Source organism: Citrobacter sp. C348 (genome assembly GCF_047467975.1).
Classification (GTDB): Bacteria; Pseudomonadota; Gammaproteobacteria; order Enterobacterales; family Enterobacteriaceae; genus Citrobacter; species Citrobacter gillenii.
Genome location: NZ_JASJUJ010000001.1, coordinates 317,481 through 332,258, shown reverse-complemented (window position 1 = coordinate 332,258; position 14,778 = coordinate 317,481). Strand labels below are relative to the sequence as shown.

14 protein-coding genes are annotated in these 14,778 nt (G+C 49.7%); 7 read left to right on the top strand and 7 right to left on the bottom strand.

The annotated features are described in order from the left end of the window. Nucleotides 1-37: 37 nt before the first annotated feature. A complete protein-coding gene (locus tag QNN86_RS01600) occupies nucleotides 38-352 on the bottom strand; it encodes a hypothetical protein (protein WP_181596515.1) in 315 nt (104 codons plus the stop codon). A 149-nt stretch (nucleotides 353-501) separates the two neighbouring features. Here QNN86_RS01600 and QNN86_RS01595 point away from each other — a divergent pair, with 149 nt between their 5' ends. Beyond that, complete coding sequence (locus tag QNN86_RS01595) at nucleotides 502-825, top strand: heavy metal-binding domain-containing protein (protein WP_096756544.1); 324 nt, start codon at nucleotides 502-504, stop codon at nucleotides 823-825. Beyond that, nucleotides 822-1,652, top strand: a complete 831-nt coding sequence (locus QNN86_RS01590; RefSeq protein ID WP_414210531.1) for an N-acetylmuramoyl-L-alanine amidase — start codon at nucleotides 822-824, stop codon at nucleotides 1,650-1,652. Before QNN86_RS01595 ends, QNN86_RS01590 begins: the two co-directional genes overlap by 4 nt. On the opposite strand, the gene QNN86_RS01585 is transcribed toward QNN86_RS01590, so the two are convergent. From QNN86_RS01585 to poxB, 4 genes are all read right to left on the bottom strand, one after another. Further along, entirely contained in the window at nucleotides 1,649-2,662 is a 1,014-nt protein-coding gene (locus tag QNN86_RS01585) for an NAD-dependent epimerase/dehydratase family protein (protein WP_096756546.1), read from the bottom strand. The genes QNN86_RS01590 and QNN86_RS01585 overlap by 4 nt on opposite strands. Nucleotides 2,663-2,760: 98 nt before the next feature. Continuing rightward, nucleotides 2,761-4,191: a DUF2867 domain-containing protein gene (locus QNN86_RS01580; protein WP_414210530.1), complete on the bottom strand. Its 1,431-nt coding sequence runs from the start codon at nucleotides 4,189-4,191 to the stop codon at nucleotides 2,761-2,763. Nucleotides 4,192-4,201: 10 nt separating this feature from the next. Then, nucleotides 4,202-5,203: a low-specificity L-threonine aldolase gene (gene ltaE, locus QNN86_RS01575; RefSeq protein WP_182269603.1), complete on the bottom strand. Its 1,002-nt coding sequence runs from the start codon at nucleotides 5,201-5,203 to the stop codon at nucleotides 4,202-4,204. 36 nt (nucleotides 5,204-5,239) lie between these two features. Further along, nucleotides 5,240-6,958: a ubiquinone-dependent pyruvate dehydrogenase gene (poxB, locus tag QNN86_RS01570; RefSeq protein ID WP_117343253.1), complete on the bottom strand. Its 1,719-nt coding sequence runs from the start codon at nucleotides 6,956-6,958 to the stop codon at nucleotides 5,240-5,242. Between the two features lie 151 nt (nucleotides 6,959-7,109). On the opposite strand from poxB, the gene QNN86_RS01565 reads away from it, so the two are divergent. Continuing rightward, nucleotides 7,110-7,544 carry a DoxX family protein gene (locus QNN86_RS01565; protein WP_181617301.1) on the top strand — a complete coding sequence of 145 codons (435 nt, stop codon included), beginning with the start codon at nucleotides 7,110-7,112 and terminating at the stop codon, nucleotides 7,542-7,544. A gap of 74 nt (nucleotides 7,545-7,618) precedes the next feature. Here the strand turns inward: QNN86_RS01565 and QNN86_RS01560 are convergent, their stop codons facing one another. After that, nucleotides 7,619-9,235 carry an FAD-NAD(P)-binding protein gene (locus tag QNN86_RS01560; protein ID WP_182269605.1) on the bottom strand — a complete coding sequence of 539 codons (1,617 nt, stop codon included), beginning with the start codon at nucleotides 9,233-9,235 and terminating at the stop codon, nucleotides 7,619-7,621. A gap of 529 nt (nucleotides 9,236-9,764) precedes the next feature. On the opposite strand from QNN86_RS01560, the gene QNN86_RS01555 reads away from it, so the two are divergent. The 4 genes from QNN86_RS01555 to QNN86_RS01540 all read left to right on the top strand — a co-directional run bounded on the left by QNN86_RS01555 (nucleotide 9,765) and on the right by QNN86_RS01540 (nucleotide 12,576). Beyond that, nucleotides 9,765-10,217: an NUDIX hydrolase gene (locus QNN86_RS01555; protein ID WP_181506799.1), complete on the top strand. Its 453-nt coding sequence runs from the start codon at nucleotides 9,765-9,767 to the stop codon at nucleotides 10,215-10,217. A 156-nt stretch (nucleotides 10,218-10,373) separates the two neighbouring features. Continuing rightward, a complete protein-coding gene (locus QNN86_RS01550) occupies nucleotides 10,374-11,078 on the top strand; it encodes a class I SAM-dependent methyltransferase (protein WP_135911763.1) in 705 nt (234 codons plus the stop codon). A 130-nt stretch (nucleotides 11,079-11,208) separates the two neighbouring features. Further along, nucleotides 11,209-11,649, top strand: coding sequence for a GNAT family N-acetyltransferase (locus QNN86_RS01545; RefSeq protein ID WP_115258074.1), 441 nt, complete (start codon nucleotides 11,209-11,211; stop codon nucleotides 11,647-11,649). Nucleotides 11,650-11,898: 249 nt separating this feature from the next. Continuing rightward, on the top strand, nucleotides 11,899-12,576 hold the full coding sequence (locus tag QNN86_RS01540; RefSeq protein WP_182269414.1) for a hypothetical protein: 678 nt from the start codon (nucleotides 11,899-11,901) through the stop codon (nucleotides 12,574-12,576). A 1,443-nt stretch (nucleotides 12,577-14,019) separates the two neighbouring features. On the opposite strand, the gene QNN86_RS01535 is transcribed toward QNN86_RS01540, so the two are convergent. Then, the gene (locus QNN86_RS01535; protein WP_182269415.1) at nucleotides 14,020-14,529 is read right to left on the bottom strand and encodes a hypothetical protein; all 510 of its coding nucleotides are present in this window, start codon (nucleotides 14,527-14,529) and stop codon (nucleotides 14,020-14,022) included. Nucleotides 14,530-14,778: the final 249 nt, after the last annotated feature.

Sequence of the window (14,778 nt, the reverse complement as noted above, 5' to 3'; positions counted from 1 at the left end):
GTTATATTAAACTGGTATAGCGTCGTGCGTCAAACCTTCAGTCTACCTTTTCACGGTCTGCTGCTGACTCGCATTCATTGGGTCTGGCTGAGGACATTTTGTACGGAAATATGTGCAGGGCATTGGCAGCAATGGGATAAACACCGAGACATTCGGTTTTGGCTATGATTTCTTCTGTCGAAAAAAAAGAGGAGGGTTCCCGTCCGCCCCACAGGTTAATTCCTTCCGGAACATCATTTCTGCTGTATTCTTCTGCAATCTCGAGGGTGCTGCCATTCTTGAGTTCAATGACCACACTTTTTCCGTCAACCGGGATCAAATTTCCATCATTATCCGTTACGTAGATCTTCATTACATTCCCCTTAACGTACTGAAAAATAATATGCGTCTGGGCATACTCTGGTTATTTTGAAAATTATACAATCAGATCCTTTCAATGATAGTGTATCGGTTCGATAATGCTTTTAAGACAGCGTTGTTAGCGCAATAAGGAGATACACCATGCAGTTTTCGACCACCCCTACGCTGGAAGGGCAAAGCATCGTGGAATACTGCGGTGTGGTAACCGGTGAAGCGATTTTAGGCGCGAATATCTTTCGCGATTTTTTTGCCGGGATCCGGGACATTGTCGGCGGTCGTTCTGGCTCATACGAAAAAGAGCTGCGCAAAGCGCGTGAAATTGCCTTTCAGGAACTCGGCGAACAGGCGAAAGCGTTGGGAGCAGATGCGGTCGTTGGTATTGATATTGATTACGAAACCGTGGGTAAAGATGGCAGCATGCTGATGGTGAGCGTCAGCGGGACTGCGGTGAAAACTCGCCGATGAAGCGTCTGTTATGGCTGCTGGCATTTGCCGTGTTACTGACGGGCTGTGCGCGCGAGTCAGGTATTGTTGACAAAGACGAGTATCAACTGGATACCCGACGCCAGGCGCAGGCGGCATATCCACGCATTAAAGTGCTGGTAATTCACTACACGGCTGATGATTTTGACTCATCGCTGGCCACGCTGACGGATAAAAACGTCAGCTCGCACTATCTGATCCCGGCAGTACCGCCGCTGCACGGCGGCAAGCCGCGGATCTGGCAGCTGGTCCCGGAAAGGGATCTGGCCTGGCATGCAGGGATCAGCTTCTGGCGAGGCGCTACGCGGATTAACGACACGTCGATTGGGATTGAACTGGAAAACCGAGGCTGGCAAAAATCAGCGGGCGTGAAATATTTTGCGCCATTTGAAGCGACGCAGATCCAGGCGTTGATCCCCCTGGCAAAGGACATTATTGCCCGCTACGACATCAAGGCGCAGAACGTGGTAGCGCATGCGGATATCGCTCCGCAGCGTAAAGACGATCCCGGCCCGCTGTTTCCGTGGCGTGAACTGGCGGCGCAGGGTATTGGTGCCTGGCCGGATGCTCAGCGCGTCGCGTTTTATCTTGGCGGACGCGCACCCCATACGCCGGTGGACACCGCATCGTTACTGGATTTGCTGTCGCGCTACGGCTACGAGGTGAAACCGGACATGACGCCGCGTGAACAGCAGCGGGTGATTATGGCGTTCCAGATGCACTTCCGCCCGGCGTTGTGGAACGGCGTGGCGGATGCCGAAACGCAGGCCATTGCCGAAGCGCTACTGGAGAAATACGGGCAAGGTTAACGCGGCAGCTTACCGTGGTCGCGCAGCCAGGCCGCGGTACGTTCAATCCCTTCATCCAGCGTCACGACAGGCTGATAACCCAACTCTTCCTGGGCGCGGGTGGTGTCCAGCGTAAAGTCAAAATTGAGCTTTGAGACACCGTAGTGTGTGAGCTTGGGTTCTTTTGCCGATTTATTCCCCAGACGCTCCATGCTGCGGGCAATCATGTCCAGCATCGGATAGGGGACGGAGCGGATGCGGCAATCAATATTCAGTTCGTCAATCAGCTTCTGCACGATGCTGCGCAGCGTGCGATGCTCACCGTTGGTAATGTTATACACGCGACCTGATGGCAGATTGTCACAGGCTTCCTGACTTGCCAGCCACATCGCGTGAATCGCATTTTCATAGTAGGTCATATCCACCAGTGCGCTGCCGCCGTGTGGGAGCAATACGCTGCCATAGTGATGCATCATGTGCGCCAGGCGGGGGATAAAAACTTTATCATGCGGGCCAAACAGGCTCTGCGGACGCAGTACTGTAAAGCGAGTTTGCGGATTGGCCTGGGCTAACAGCGCAATCACGTCTTCACCGGCGGCTTTACTGCGGGCGAATTCGTTGGCGAAGCGGTGCGGGCGAAAATCTTCTTTGATATCGCGATGGTGATGATAATCAAAATAGAGCGACGGGGAGGAGATATGAATAAAGTTACGCACGCCCCAGGCAACCGACCATTCGCCCAGCCGGCGGGTAGCGCGGACGTTAGCCAGGTCAAAGGCTTCCTGTGTTCCCCACGGCGAGGTAAAACTGGAACAGTGCCACAGCGTGTCGATGCCGGCGAGCATCACTTTCGCCTGCGAAGAGACCAGCTCGGTCAAATCCGCATGCACAAATTCTGCACCCATTTTCTCCAGCAACTTACCCATCGCTTCGTTGCGACCGGTAGCTCTGACGCTGATGCCTTTCTTGCGTAAAAACTCAACCGCGTTTCGGCCTAAGCCGCTGGTGGCTCCGGTAACCAGTACCTTCATATCAATCCGCTGTGTGTAATAGAACTTCGTGCGCATTCTTCCGTGAATTACGCCTGTATGCAATGGGAAACATGAAAGAATACAGCCTCTTTTTGTCTTTAGTCTGTGATTTGTTCTGCAAGTTTGGCGATACGCTTTGCCATCCCCCTGAAAATAAACAGGTGCGCCGGGATCATCAGTAGCCAGTAGAACAGACCGGGCATGCCGTGCGGGTGCCACCAGGCGCGGACGTCAATGCGTCGGCGATCCCCTTTGTCTTCCAGGGTAAAACTCAGACGGCCAAGTCCAGGCGCCTTCATACCAAACAACAATGTCAGCTGTTTTTCCGGTTCGACGATAATGACCTTCCAGCTATCCACGGTATCGCCGACCTGTAAAAGCGGACGCTCCGGCCGACCTTTTGCCAGTTTATGCCCCACCAGCAGATCCATGGCTGCGCGCGTCTTCCACAGAATATTGCCAAAGAAATAGCCTTCTTTCCCGCCAAGGCGATTCACCACTTGCCACAGTGACTGCAGGCTGGCGGAGGTCTCGACGCTAAACCCGGCCTGTTTGGCGAAATAGCCGTATTCCGGTCGCCAGCGGGCAAAAGCCTGCGCGTCGTATCCCCACTCGCTGGAGTCGACCAGTTTTTCTTCTTCCTTCAGCGTGCTGCGTACCGCATCGTCAAAGGCGATGAGTTTTTGGGGGATCAATGCCCTCAGTTCGGTGTCATCGGCCAGCAGATCGTGTTTCAGGCCCTGTATCAGCGCTTTGGCGGTCGTCGGCGGAACTGAGGTGATCACATTTAAAAACCACACTGAAATCCAGCGGGTCGGAAAGGGGATAGGGATAAGCAGGCGATGCTTGCCGCTGACCGCCATAAAATGTTCGAACTGCTCTTGATAGCTTAATACCTGCGGCCCCGCCGCTTCGAGTACGCGGTGGCTGCTTGCCGGATGCGCCAGCAGCGCAACTAAATAGTACAGCAAGTTCTCCAGCGCAATCGGTGTGGTACGCGATCGTACCCAGCGGGGCGGGGTGAGTACCGGCAGGTTGTAGACCATATCACGCATCACCTCAAAGGCCGCAGAGCCCGCGCCGACGATAATACCCGCCCGTAACTCCGTAACCGGGACGCCGGATTCGCGCAGCGTGTCAGCCGTTATCTGCCGTGCACGCAGATGGTCGGACTGTTCATGTTTGGGGGCCTGTAAGGAGCTCAGGAAAATTAGCTGGTTAACTGGTGCATGGCGCAGGGCGTCGCGGACATTCTGCGCCACCTGACGTTCGTGGGCGATAAAATCACCGCCTTCACCCATCCCGTGCACCAGGTAATAGACCGTATCAACGTCGGCCAGCAGCGGCGTCAGGGTATCTGGTTCGTTTAAATCAACCTTATGACAACTGACGCCGGGCAGTTGCTGTTTGTCCAGTCGCTCGATGCGACGTGCCGCCGCCAGCACCTGATGCCCTTGCTGGCTGAGCGCTTTTACCAGATGTTGACCAATGTAACCACTGGCGCCAAGTACCAAAATCCGTTGCGGCACGCCGGTCTCCTTAGCGGTTTAAAAAAGCACGCCAGTGGGCGGCGACTTCAGCAAGTTGTTCACGCGAAACGTCCAGATGCATCACCAGACGCACAATCGGCGAGGCGTTAATCAGCACGTCTTTAGATTTCATGTACTCGCCCAGCGCAGCAGCGTGTTCTTCACCCACGCGGACAAACAGCATATTAGTGTCGTGACGCATCACGTCGGCACCCGCTTCACGTAATTGTTCTGCCATCCAGGCGGCGTTGTCGTGATCACTTTGCAAACGCGCCACGTTATTTTTGAGCGCATACAGCCCGGCAGCCGCCAGAATACCGGCCTGGCGCATACCGCCGCCGGTCATCTTGCGCCAGCGAATCGCACGTTTGATGTAATCATGGCTGCCGACCAGCAGTGACCCGACCGGCGTCCCCAGCCCTTTGGAGAGGCAAATGGTGAACGAGTCACAATATTGGGTGACGTCCTTAAGCTCACAACCGTAGGCGACGATGGCGTTAAAAATACGCGCGCCGTCAACGTGCAGCGCCAGATTTCGTTCGCGGGTGAATTCCCAGGCCTCCTTCAAATACTCACGCGGCAGCACTTTACCGTTATGGGTGTTTTCCAGACTGAGCAGGCGGGTACGGGCAAAATGAATATCATCGGCTTTGATTTTAGCGGCGACTTTGTCCAGCGGCAGCGTGCCATCCGGCGCGGCGTCGATAGGCTGTGGCTGAATGCTGCCGAGCACCGCGGCACCACCGGCTTCGTATAAATAGTTATGCGCGCCCTGGCCTGCGATGTACTCCTCGCCGCGCTGACAGTGGCTGAGCAGCGCAACCAGATTTGCCTGGGTACCGGTCGGTAAGAAAATAGCCGCTTCTTTACCAGAAAGTTCAGCGGCATACTGCTGAAGGGCATTGACGGTAGGGTCGTCGCCGTAGACGTCGTCCCCGACCGGGGCCGCCATCATCTCTTCCAGCATGGCGCGACTCGGGCGGGTGACAGTATCACTACGTAGGTCGATCACGGGCATTCCTTTTTAAGTGAGGTAATGCCCACTGTTTTACCTTAGCCAGTTGGTTTTCGCCAGTTCGATCACTTCATCACCGCGTCCGCTGATGATAGCGCGCAGCATATATAGGCTGAAACCCTTCGCTTGTTCGAGTTTGATTTGCGGCGGTATGGCGAGCTCTTCTTTCGCGACCACCACGTCGACCAGCACCGGGCCATCAATCGACAGCGCTCTTTGCAGCGCCTCATCGACGTCCGACGATTTTTCCACGCGGATACCGGTGATCCCGCAGGCTTCGGCAATGCGGGCAAAGTTGGTGTCGTGCAGTTCCGTTCCGTCGGTCAGATACCCACCGGCCTTCATCTCCATTGCGACAAAGCCCAGCACGCTGTTATTGAACACGATGATTTTCACCGGCAGCTTCATCTGCACCACCGAAAGAAAATCGCCCATCAGCATGCTGAAGCCGCCGTCGCCGCACATGGCGACCACCTGGCGTCCGGGTTCCGTTGCCTGTGCACCCAGCGCCTGCGGCATGGCGTTCGCCATCGACCCGTGATTAAACGACCCGAGCAGGCGGCGCTTGCCGTTCATTTTCAGATAGCGCGCGGCCCACACCGTGGGGGTGCCGACATCGCAGGTAAAGATGGCGTCATCAGCGGCGAAGTGGCTGATTTGCTGCGCCAGATACTGCGGGTGAATGGCTTTTTCGCTGGGTTTGGCTAAATCATCCAGTCCTTTGCGCGCATCGCGATAATCACTCAGGGCTTTATCGAGGAATTTGCGGTCGGTTTTTTCTTCTACGAGCGGCAGCAGGGCGCGCAGCGTGGCTTTGATATCCCCCACCAACGCCATATCCACCTTACTGTGCGCACCAATGCTCGCCGGATTGATATCAATCTGAATAATTTTGGCGTCGGTGGGGTAGAAGGGACGGTAGGGGAACTGGGTGCCCAGTAAAAGCAGCGTGTCGGCATTCATCATGGTATGAAAACCGGATGAAAAACCGATCAGTCCGGTCATACCCACATCGTAGGGGTTGTCATATTCGACGTGCTCTTTGCCGCGCAGGGCGTGGACAATCGGCGCTTTGATTTTTGCGGCAAACTCCACCAGCTCTTTGTGCGCACCCGCGCAACCACTGCCGCACATCAGCGCAATGTTGCTGGAATAGCGCAGCAGCTGCGCCAGTTTTCTCATCTCTTCTTCCGCCGGGGTGACCACCGGTAACGGCGCATGATACCAGTGCGTGCTGGCACTTTCCGGCGCGGCTTTCAGTGCAACATCGCCCGGGAGCACGACGACTGACACACCGCGGTTTAACACTGCTTTGCGCATGGCAATCGCCAGCACCTGTGGGATCTGCTCAGGGCTGGAAACCAGCTCGCAATAGTGGCTACATTCGCGGAACAACTCTTGCGGGTGGGTCTCCTGAAAATAGCCGCTGCCAATTTCACTGGAGGGGATATGTGCGGCAATCGCCAGCACTGGGACATGGTTGCGGTGGCAATCAAACAGGCCGTTAATCAGGTGCAAGTTTCCCGGTCCACATGAACCGGCACACACCGCCAGTTCACCGGTCAGTTGCGCTTCCGCGCCTGCGGCGAAGGCGGCAACTTCTTCATGCCGGGTTGGCATCCAGTCGATCGTTCCCATGCGATTGAGACTGTCACTAAGACCATTCAGTGAATCACCCGTTACGCCCCAAATACGTTTCACACCAGCCTGTTCAAGCGTTTTAGCAATAAAAGCGGCAACCGTTTGTTTCATGGTTTTCCATCTCCTTTAATGTGATACCGGTTACAAGTTTAGATGAAGATAATAGTTATGCTTCTCATTACCCCTTATTTTCGGCAGCTTACATTTGACGAAGATAACGCGTAGCTTGACTGTGGACATGGTAAACAAGGAATGAATTCAAATGGTTACAAACTTATTAAATGCAATAAACCGCATGCTGACACATGAGGACTTTGGCAAGTTTTTGTTACGCCTGGCGGTGGGGGGGCTGATGCTGTTCCACGGTCTGCATAAACTGTTTGCCGGAATTGATGGCATTAGCGGCATGCTAATAGCGAAAGGTTTTCCGGGTTTCATTGCCTACGGCGTTTTGCTCGGCGAGGTGCTGGCACCGTGCCTGATTATTCTCGGCATTCTGACGCGTCCGGCTGCATTAGGGTTGGCATTCACTATGGTTGTCGCGTGGCTGATGGTTGGAATGGGTGAAACCTGGTCGCTGGATAAAACCGGCGCATGGGCTATTGAAAGCCTGGTGTATTTCTTTATTGGCGCACTGGCGGTGGCATTTTTAGGTGCCGGAAAATACGCGTTGGGCGGTCAGTCGGCCTGGCGCTAGTTTGTCATCGGACGACAAATGCGGAGGCGACAACGTGGTTACATTGCTGCTCGCCTCCTGATTCTATCAGGTCGTTAGTCTTCCTCGTTACGGTCCCAGCGTTTTCGCCGACGTCCCACCGTGCCTTGTATCAGAGCGTTTGCCATCGCTGCGCCGATTTCAGCGCTGACGACCAGACCCTGAATAAAAGGGCGGTCGTGCATTAGCCATGGCAGCCCGCCAAAGGCGATGCGACCACAGGCATCCTTTGGCGCACGTAGCGTATAATTTTCGCTGATATCCGGGATCTCATCACCACAGGCGAGGAGTTGATGGCGCAACGTGGGGAACGGGATATCTTTGCTCTTCAACGCTTTTTGCCCTCGGGCATCAATCAACACATCAAATTCGCTACGCTGATTGTTGTGGTAAATAACCGTCATACCTTGCTCATTTTGGCGTTGATAATCTGCGCCCAGCGCCAGGATCTCAATTAACCCGGCGTCATGCAGCGCCAGCAGGCGGCGAATGGATTCCGAAGGGATCGCCGCATAGTTATCGATAAACACGCGTGCCAGACCGTGCTTGAAGCGTTCTCTGTCGCCATCGTCAAGATGAGGCACGACCTGTTCGATGACCTCATGCAGCCGCAGCAGGGTATAGCGCCACGTGACGGTGCGTTGCTCCCGCTTGTTACGTTCGACTTCTTGCAGGTTGCGTTTCGCCCAGTCAAAAGGATTGTGCTGAATTCGGTCAGCAAAATAGATGTCAGAAAACGTATCGGCCGTCAGCGTCTCAAGCGCTATCTGCTGGCTCCACTGCGGTGCCGCGTCTTGCAGCTGTTTGACGATAAGCGAGAAGAGGCGATCCAGTAATCCGCGTTGGCCCTGTTCAATGACGTGTTCAATCGCCTGACCGGTGGCGATGTTCAGCGGTTCATAAGGGAGAGGGCAGTAAAAATCGGCCTCCGGCAGCACACCGCTGCGTGACATCAGAGTCAACTTCAGGCTTTGGCTACCGGGTTTGCGCGTAAAATGGAGGGTGTTATCAGCATCGGTGGTGAAGGCGCCATGTTGACTGACCACGGCTACTGCCGCATCGATAGCGCTTAACGACGTACCCAGAATGCCCACTCTGCAGGCGTTAATTTGTGCGTCCATCAGGCCGGTCCACGGGCTGGGGAAAAACTCACGTGGTGTGTCGTCTCCCTCAGGCCACAGATGACCGGTGGCGATAACCGCAAAATCCACCTCGACAGGTTGTGGTGCGTGGTTTACCCACAATGTAACACCCTGCGGGTTTGCGCGCAGATCGGTGACTTCGCTGGACTCATGAACACAAACCTCAAAACCGGACTCACGGGCTTTATCGACAATGGCTAAAAAGCGATCGCGAAAATAGTCGCCAAGGATCACGCGGGGTAAAAATTGCCGTTCATGCAACGACGTGCGTTCAATACCAAATTGTGTCAGGTAGTCATCGCTTTGGTTTTGTAGCCACGTCAGATAGGTGATGTAAATCGGCGGGATTTCAATACTGGCAATATTCGCCAGCATATGGTCCGCGTTATTGTCGTTGTTGTAAGGCATGCCCACACCCGCTTCTTCCGCTTGCTCGTAGAGTTGCACGGTCAGCGGTTCGCCGCATTCAACCAGGGCATGGAAGGTATAGATTCCAGTGGGGCCGACGCCGACGATGGCCACTTTTTTCATGGGGATCCTTTTTTGAAAAGCTCGACGATGGTCGGGGATATTGATTAGTTTGTGAATGTTAATTGTGGTTGAAAAATTGAGGGGTGAAATGTTTATGCTCGCCTTTTTTGCGACTACGATCCCCACACAGATTCACCAATTTCTCAGTAACCTGTTAAAAATAAAAGTCTTTACGCCATAGGTTATGTACTTAACCGCGTGCCAGCACGCCTGCGCTTAATTTGAGCGGCAAGGGGTGGCCGGGCTACCCGAAGATACCTTTGTCAGCAATCTGAACCCAGCGATTGGCTGGATTTTTTAGGCGGCGGTGTTGATGTTGGAAAATGTCGAACTCAAAATTACTTTTGCGAAGAGTACCATTTTTTCAAAAATTGAGTTATTGGTGGCAGTCTGCTTTGAGCAAAGAGAAAGACGATAAATGCAGTTGACGTGGCAAGAAAATGTATTCGCAATGTGCACTTGCAGACTGCAATTTATATTTAGATGAACATCCGAAATAAGAGTTTAAATTTTATTTAAGAGGGAAGATATGCGTACTCGCCCGGCCTCTCGATTGATAGTCCTTTCACCTGAAAATCATGTTCTGCTCTTCAGGTTCTGCCATAAAGATGATGCTCTGGAAGGGAAAACATACTGGGCAACGCCAGGGGGAGGACTTGAGCACAACGAGTCTTTTGAGCAGGCGGCGTTACGTGAATTATTTGAAGAAACGGGCCTGACAAGAAGAACTACAGGACCACAAATAGCCTCCAGAACCTTCCCTATGATGCTGCCAAGTGGTGAAAACGTTCTTGCTGAAGAACGTTTCTTTATTATTAGTGCAGATAAATCAGATATTGACCGATCAGGTTGGAGTAACAACGAAAAAGAAGTCATTCGCGATCACTACTGGTGGAACTTAGAAGAGCTCAGACAGACCAATGAAATCATCTTCCCACTCGATTTGATAATTAACATACTTGAAGGCTTTCCCAGCACTTAACCCTCTGAACGGCTTGGATTTCGCTTCTGGAATGAAGCGGTCCTTGAAGAGTCGTGAAGTCTACTGATATTACTGGCACCCAGGCCCATAAACTTCACTTCATCGACAAATGGCGTAAAACGTGAAGCGGATTGTTGCAAAAAAGGCGTCTTCAATATGAATCCCTATGAAAATCAATACAGGCAACTGATAGCAAACGGAGCTGTCGCTTGGGCTGGCGAAGGTTATATTAGGGCAAAAAAACAGCAGGAAAAAATCTTTCATTGGCTCAATTTACATCACTATTTACCCCGCTCAGGTGCGCCGGTACTTGAAATGGGGTGTGGTAACGGAGCTATGGCATCACAGTCCCTTGCTGAACGAGGGTATTCTGTGTGGGGTGTGGATTTTTCTGAGACTGCTATCAGATGGGCAGAAAAGCGTTTTCAGCAAGCTGGTATCTCCGCACAATTTTTTGTCGGAAATGTTTGCTGTATACATCAATGTAAGGACTCAACGTTTGAGTTGATTATTGACGGCAGTTGTTTGCATTGCCTGATAGATAATGACCGGGTTCTCTTTTTCGCAGAGGTGAAGAGATTGCTCAAACCCGGAGGTCGTTTTGTGATCAGTTCCATGTGCGGAACCCCCGGTTATTCGGCCGACATTAGTTCTTATGATCCGGTCAGGCACCATTTAGTGAAAGATGGTCAACCCTGGCGTACTCTGAAACCACTCCCGGCTTTAATTGATGAGATACAGAAAGCACAATTTAACGTGCTTGCAATAAGAGTGAATAACAATGCGTGGTGGGATCATGCCACACTGGTATGTTCGGTGAACTCATCACTCGGTGATTTGCAACAAGTATCGAGTGGTTAAAAGCTGACTTTGGATCCGCTTTGAGCAAGAGGCGGACATCAGCGGCAATTTTACTCAGGATTCTATATCCTCAGAGAATATCGATGCCCGATCATCAAAACTAAACTGTCTCAAGCATGGAATAAGACAAATGAATATAAGGACAAGATTAGCTCTATCCACTGATATAGAGGGTATTTTTGAAGTCAGAACTTCGGTTAAAGAAAATCATCTCAGTCGAGAAGAAATGGAGCAGATGGGAATTACCGAGAGCGTTGTCACCGATATGATTGAGAAAAGTCATTGCGCATGGGTTGCCGTAGATGACGGAAAAGTGATTGGTTTCTCGATGATTTTGCCAGATGAAGGATGTCTTTTTGCGGTCTTTGTTCTCCCTGAATATGAAGGCAGAGGTGTAGGTCGCAGCCTTGTTGACCTCGCGGAGCAGGAATTATTCAAACACCATAAGGCAGTCTGGCTTGAAACCGACAAAAACAGTCGTGCGGCAAAATTTTACATGCGACTGGGCTGGGTTAAAAAAGAAAATATTAGTGAATCTGATATTAGATTGGAGAAACCCCGCTGCGTTTAAGTAAAGATCCTCTTCTTTAATATCCGCTCCTGGCACGCAGCGGACATTGCTGACTGAGCTGAAGGTCCGCTGTGAGCGAAGAGCAGACATGTTCCATCCATCAGTTGAACTCACAGTGAAGAGCAGACATATTATTCATCCCAAACTTAAGTGACACCACATAACAAATTTAAATCTAATCATCTTAAAATGTGGGCAATACCCATCTTTTTTTGATAACGTAAACAAATATTTTTTGAGGAATATTAAATGGATGTTAATTTAAAAAAAGTCCATGAGCATATGATTGCTTTGGGAGCAGGTTCGCTTGCTCATGCCAACTACCTTGCTCATTTTTATGATATGAGTAACTCTAAGTGGTCACAATTGGGCGTCTTACAGGCAGCCCATGCTTGTGAGATTTTTCTCAAAGCTCGTCTTGCTCAGGAACACCCTCTTTTAATTTTTGAGTCATTACCAAAATCAACAGCTGATTGTGTAAATAAAACTACAGGGCTTCTTGATTTTGAAAGCTTATTAGAAAAAGGGCAAACAATTACTTATTCAGAGTTGCCTGAGAAGGTTTGGGCTGCAACTGGAAAGAAGATTAATAATCTTAAGTTATACAATGATTTTGGGAAATTGAGGAACTCTATTCAACATTTTGCCGCTCCTAATAAAGATGTCTCAGTGCTGACATCTCAATTTATTTATGAGGTTATAGATCCATTTATAAATTCTGAGTGGGGTATGTGTGCTATGGATTTTTGTGATGACTCTGAGCAGTATGAATACCTAATCCCTGTGCTAGCAAATAGACATATTTTCTTTAACGTTTCTCAGGGAATGAATGGTGGATTAAAAGAACTCTCAAGGCTTATTGAAGATGGAACGATTTCTTATCAGAAGGAAATTATGTCAAGAGGACGTAGAGCAGGGTTGATATAAACATCCAATATTATTGCATCTGCAAGATAATATTAAAACGCAACTGTTAATATAATAATTGCGTTTTACTGGACAAGTTTTTATCAGCGTAACCTTGGGTCCAAATAGTATCAAGGTAATATTCTTACATCGAAGATACTGTTAATCCAAGCTTAGTAACGTCCGATTCTGCCGCAGCCCTGACTATCTTAGACTCATGACCAGATATCAAACCCTGCTTTCCAGTTTCTTACTACACGAGAGCTGTCTGCGGAACTACTGAGGAGGTCCATGTCCGCTCATGGCACATAGCTGAAATTGATGACTCTTACTGTTCACAGCCTTAGCTGGACGAAGCGGTTTTTCTGTCTAGTGGATATTGAAAATCTCCCGCCCCTTCCCAATATCAAAACTGGCACTTTCGCCGGATAACCAAGAGATACGGGAACATGATATACGTCTACAGAAGACCTCCAAATCAGCTCCTTTCTGTTTCTCGTTTGAAGCACCATTTGTTGCATGAGGTTGAGTCAAATAAGCACATTATGAGTCAGTGGGAGGCCGCCAGAACGGCACTCTTGAATAATGGGCATTATGGGATCTCGTTTAAAAATGATCCCCGTGTATTCACGGATGATGCAGGTGGAAATCATGGATTCATTTTTTTGAACGATGACGATCACTCTGTTCTTGTCGTGGCTTCGTGGCAGATAGAAGAGTACGGTATGCCTTTCGCTACGTATTAATCCCTGAACATGGAGAGAAGTATCTTTCTTTCCAGTTCTGCAGGTAGAAGCTGTAAAATCAGAACTGAGCAGCGACATGAGGTATAGCATTTATCATTACCGCTACTATAAGCGAGACGTTCAAACCTAAAAGACAAGGAAAGATGATATGTATGGAGAGGTTGTAAGCGCACTTTCTGGGGCCAGAACATTTAAAGAGCATATTACTGCTTTACAGAAAATCCTAGATAGAAACCCAGTAGATCCGACTCTGAGAGCTGCTATCACAGAAGTGATAACAGAATTAATGCATGGGCAAGCCGACGCTGCAAGACGGAAAATATCCAGCCAAAAACTTCGACTGGATAACTCATCGATTAAAATATTTCAGCAACTATTAGCATACTGCAAAAAGCACTCCGCTAGCGGGGATCCCGAATGGATGGTGGCTGCGAGGAATGCCGGCTGGACACCTCCAGCACCTTAAAAATGAGGATCAGGTCGTTTCGGCGGCCTTTTTTATGCACCTTGTTTAAGTCTCCTCGCAGCTAGACATTCAGGTGTTCCTTTCCATGTATGCAGAATGGCTACCGATACACCTTCAAGAAATCACTGTAGTCGACCGGTAGCTTTGAGCGAGGAGCGGAAGATCACTTCAAGGGTAATTTAATCTACATGCATAGGAATTCTGGCAGAATCAAGAGTTTTCATATAACCTGTATCAGACGCATTACTTTCTTTAATACTTTTGATAGCCATCAAGTGGTAATCCATTATCTCCAGAGATTTTAAGAATATCGCAAACAATTTCAAAATATTGTGGCTGTATGCCTTCAATTTCTTTAAATTTACCATGGTCGTTTAACGAACGAATATTTTTAAAATTATCCCACAATTTATTTTTGGTTATGATGTCGTTAACTTCGTGGTGTTTTGTGCAACCATGCTCTCGATAAATTTTTATGTACTCGTTGATTTCCTTAGTTTCTTTCGAAGAAAGATGTTTACCTCTAATAACTGACTCAGAAATCTGTCCCTGCTGGGAATACTCTCGATAGAGAAATACCATTTTACTAAATCTATCTGAGCCATTGGATACTAGTAACTGCAAACTTTGCCACGAAAGTTGCGTTATATTTGTGATATGGATAGTGCTTTTCCTACCTTTTCTATTAGATACTTGCACTACTTTATTTACACTAAAGTTTGCGATTTCTCTGTACAGATTTACATCATAATCAATTTTCATAAAACCTCCAACTGTGTGCATCTTTTGAATTTAACACAAAATTAAGGGGATTCGAAGTGTTCTATATAATTGCATCGGTTAAGGTTGTCCCGAGACTGAATTTAAACGGCTAGAGGTAGTTATTCGAAATCGTCATATCTGCAATCTGTGAGGCGGTCGTGGTTTTTTTCACCCCAAAAAGATTTATCAGTACGCTGTTGAATATAGGTCACTGGAAATTATCAAAGCACGTTAAGGGATTGAGCGCTG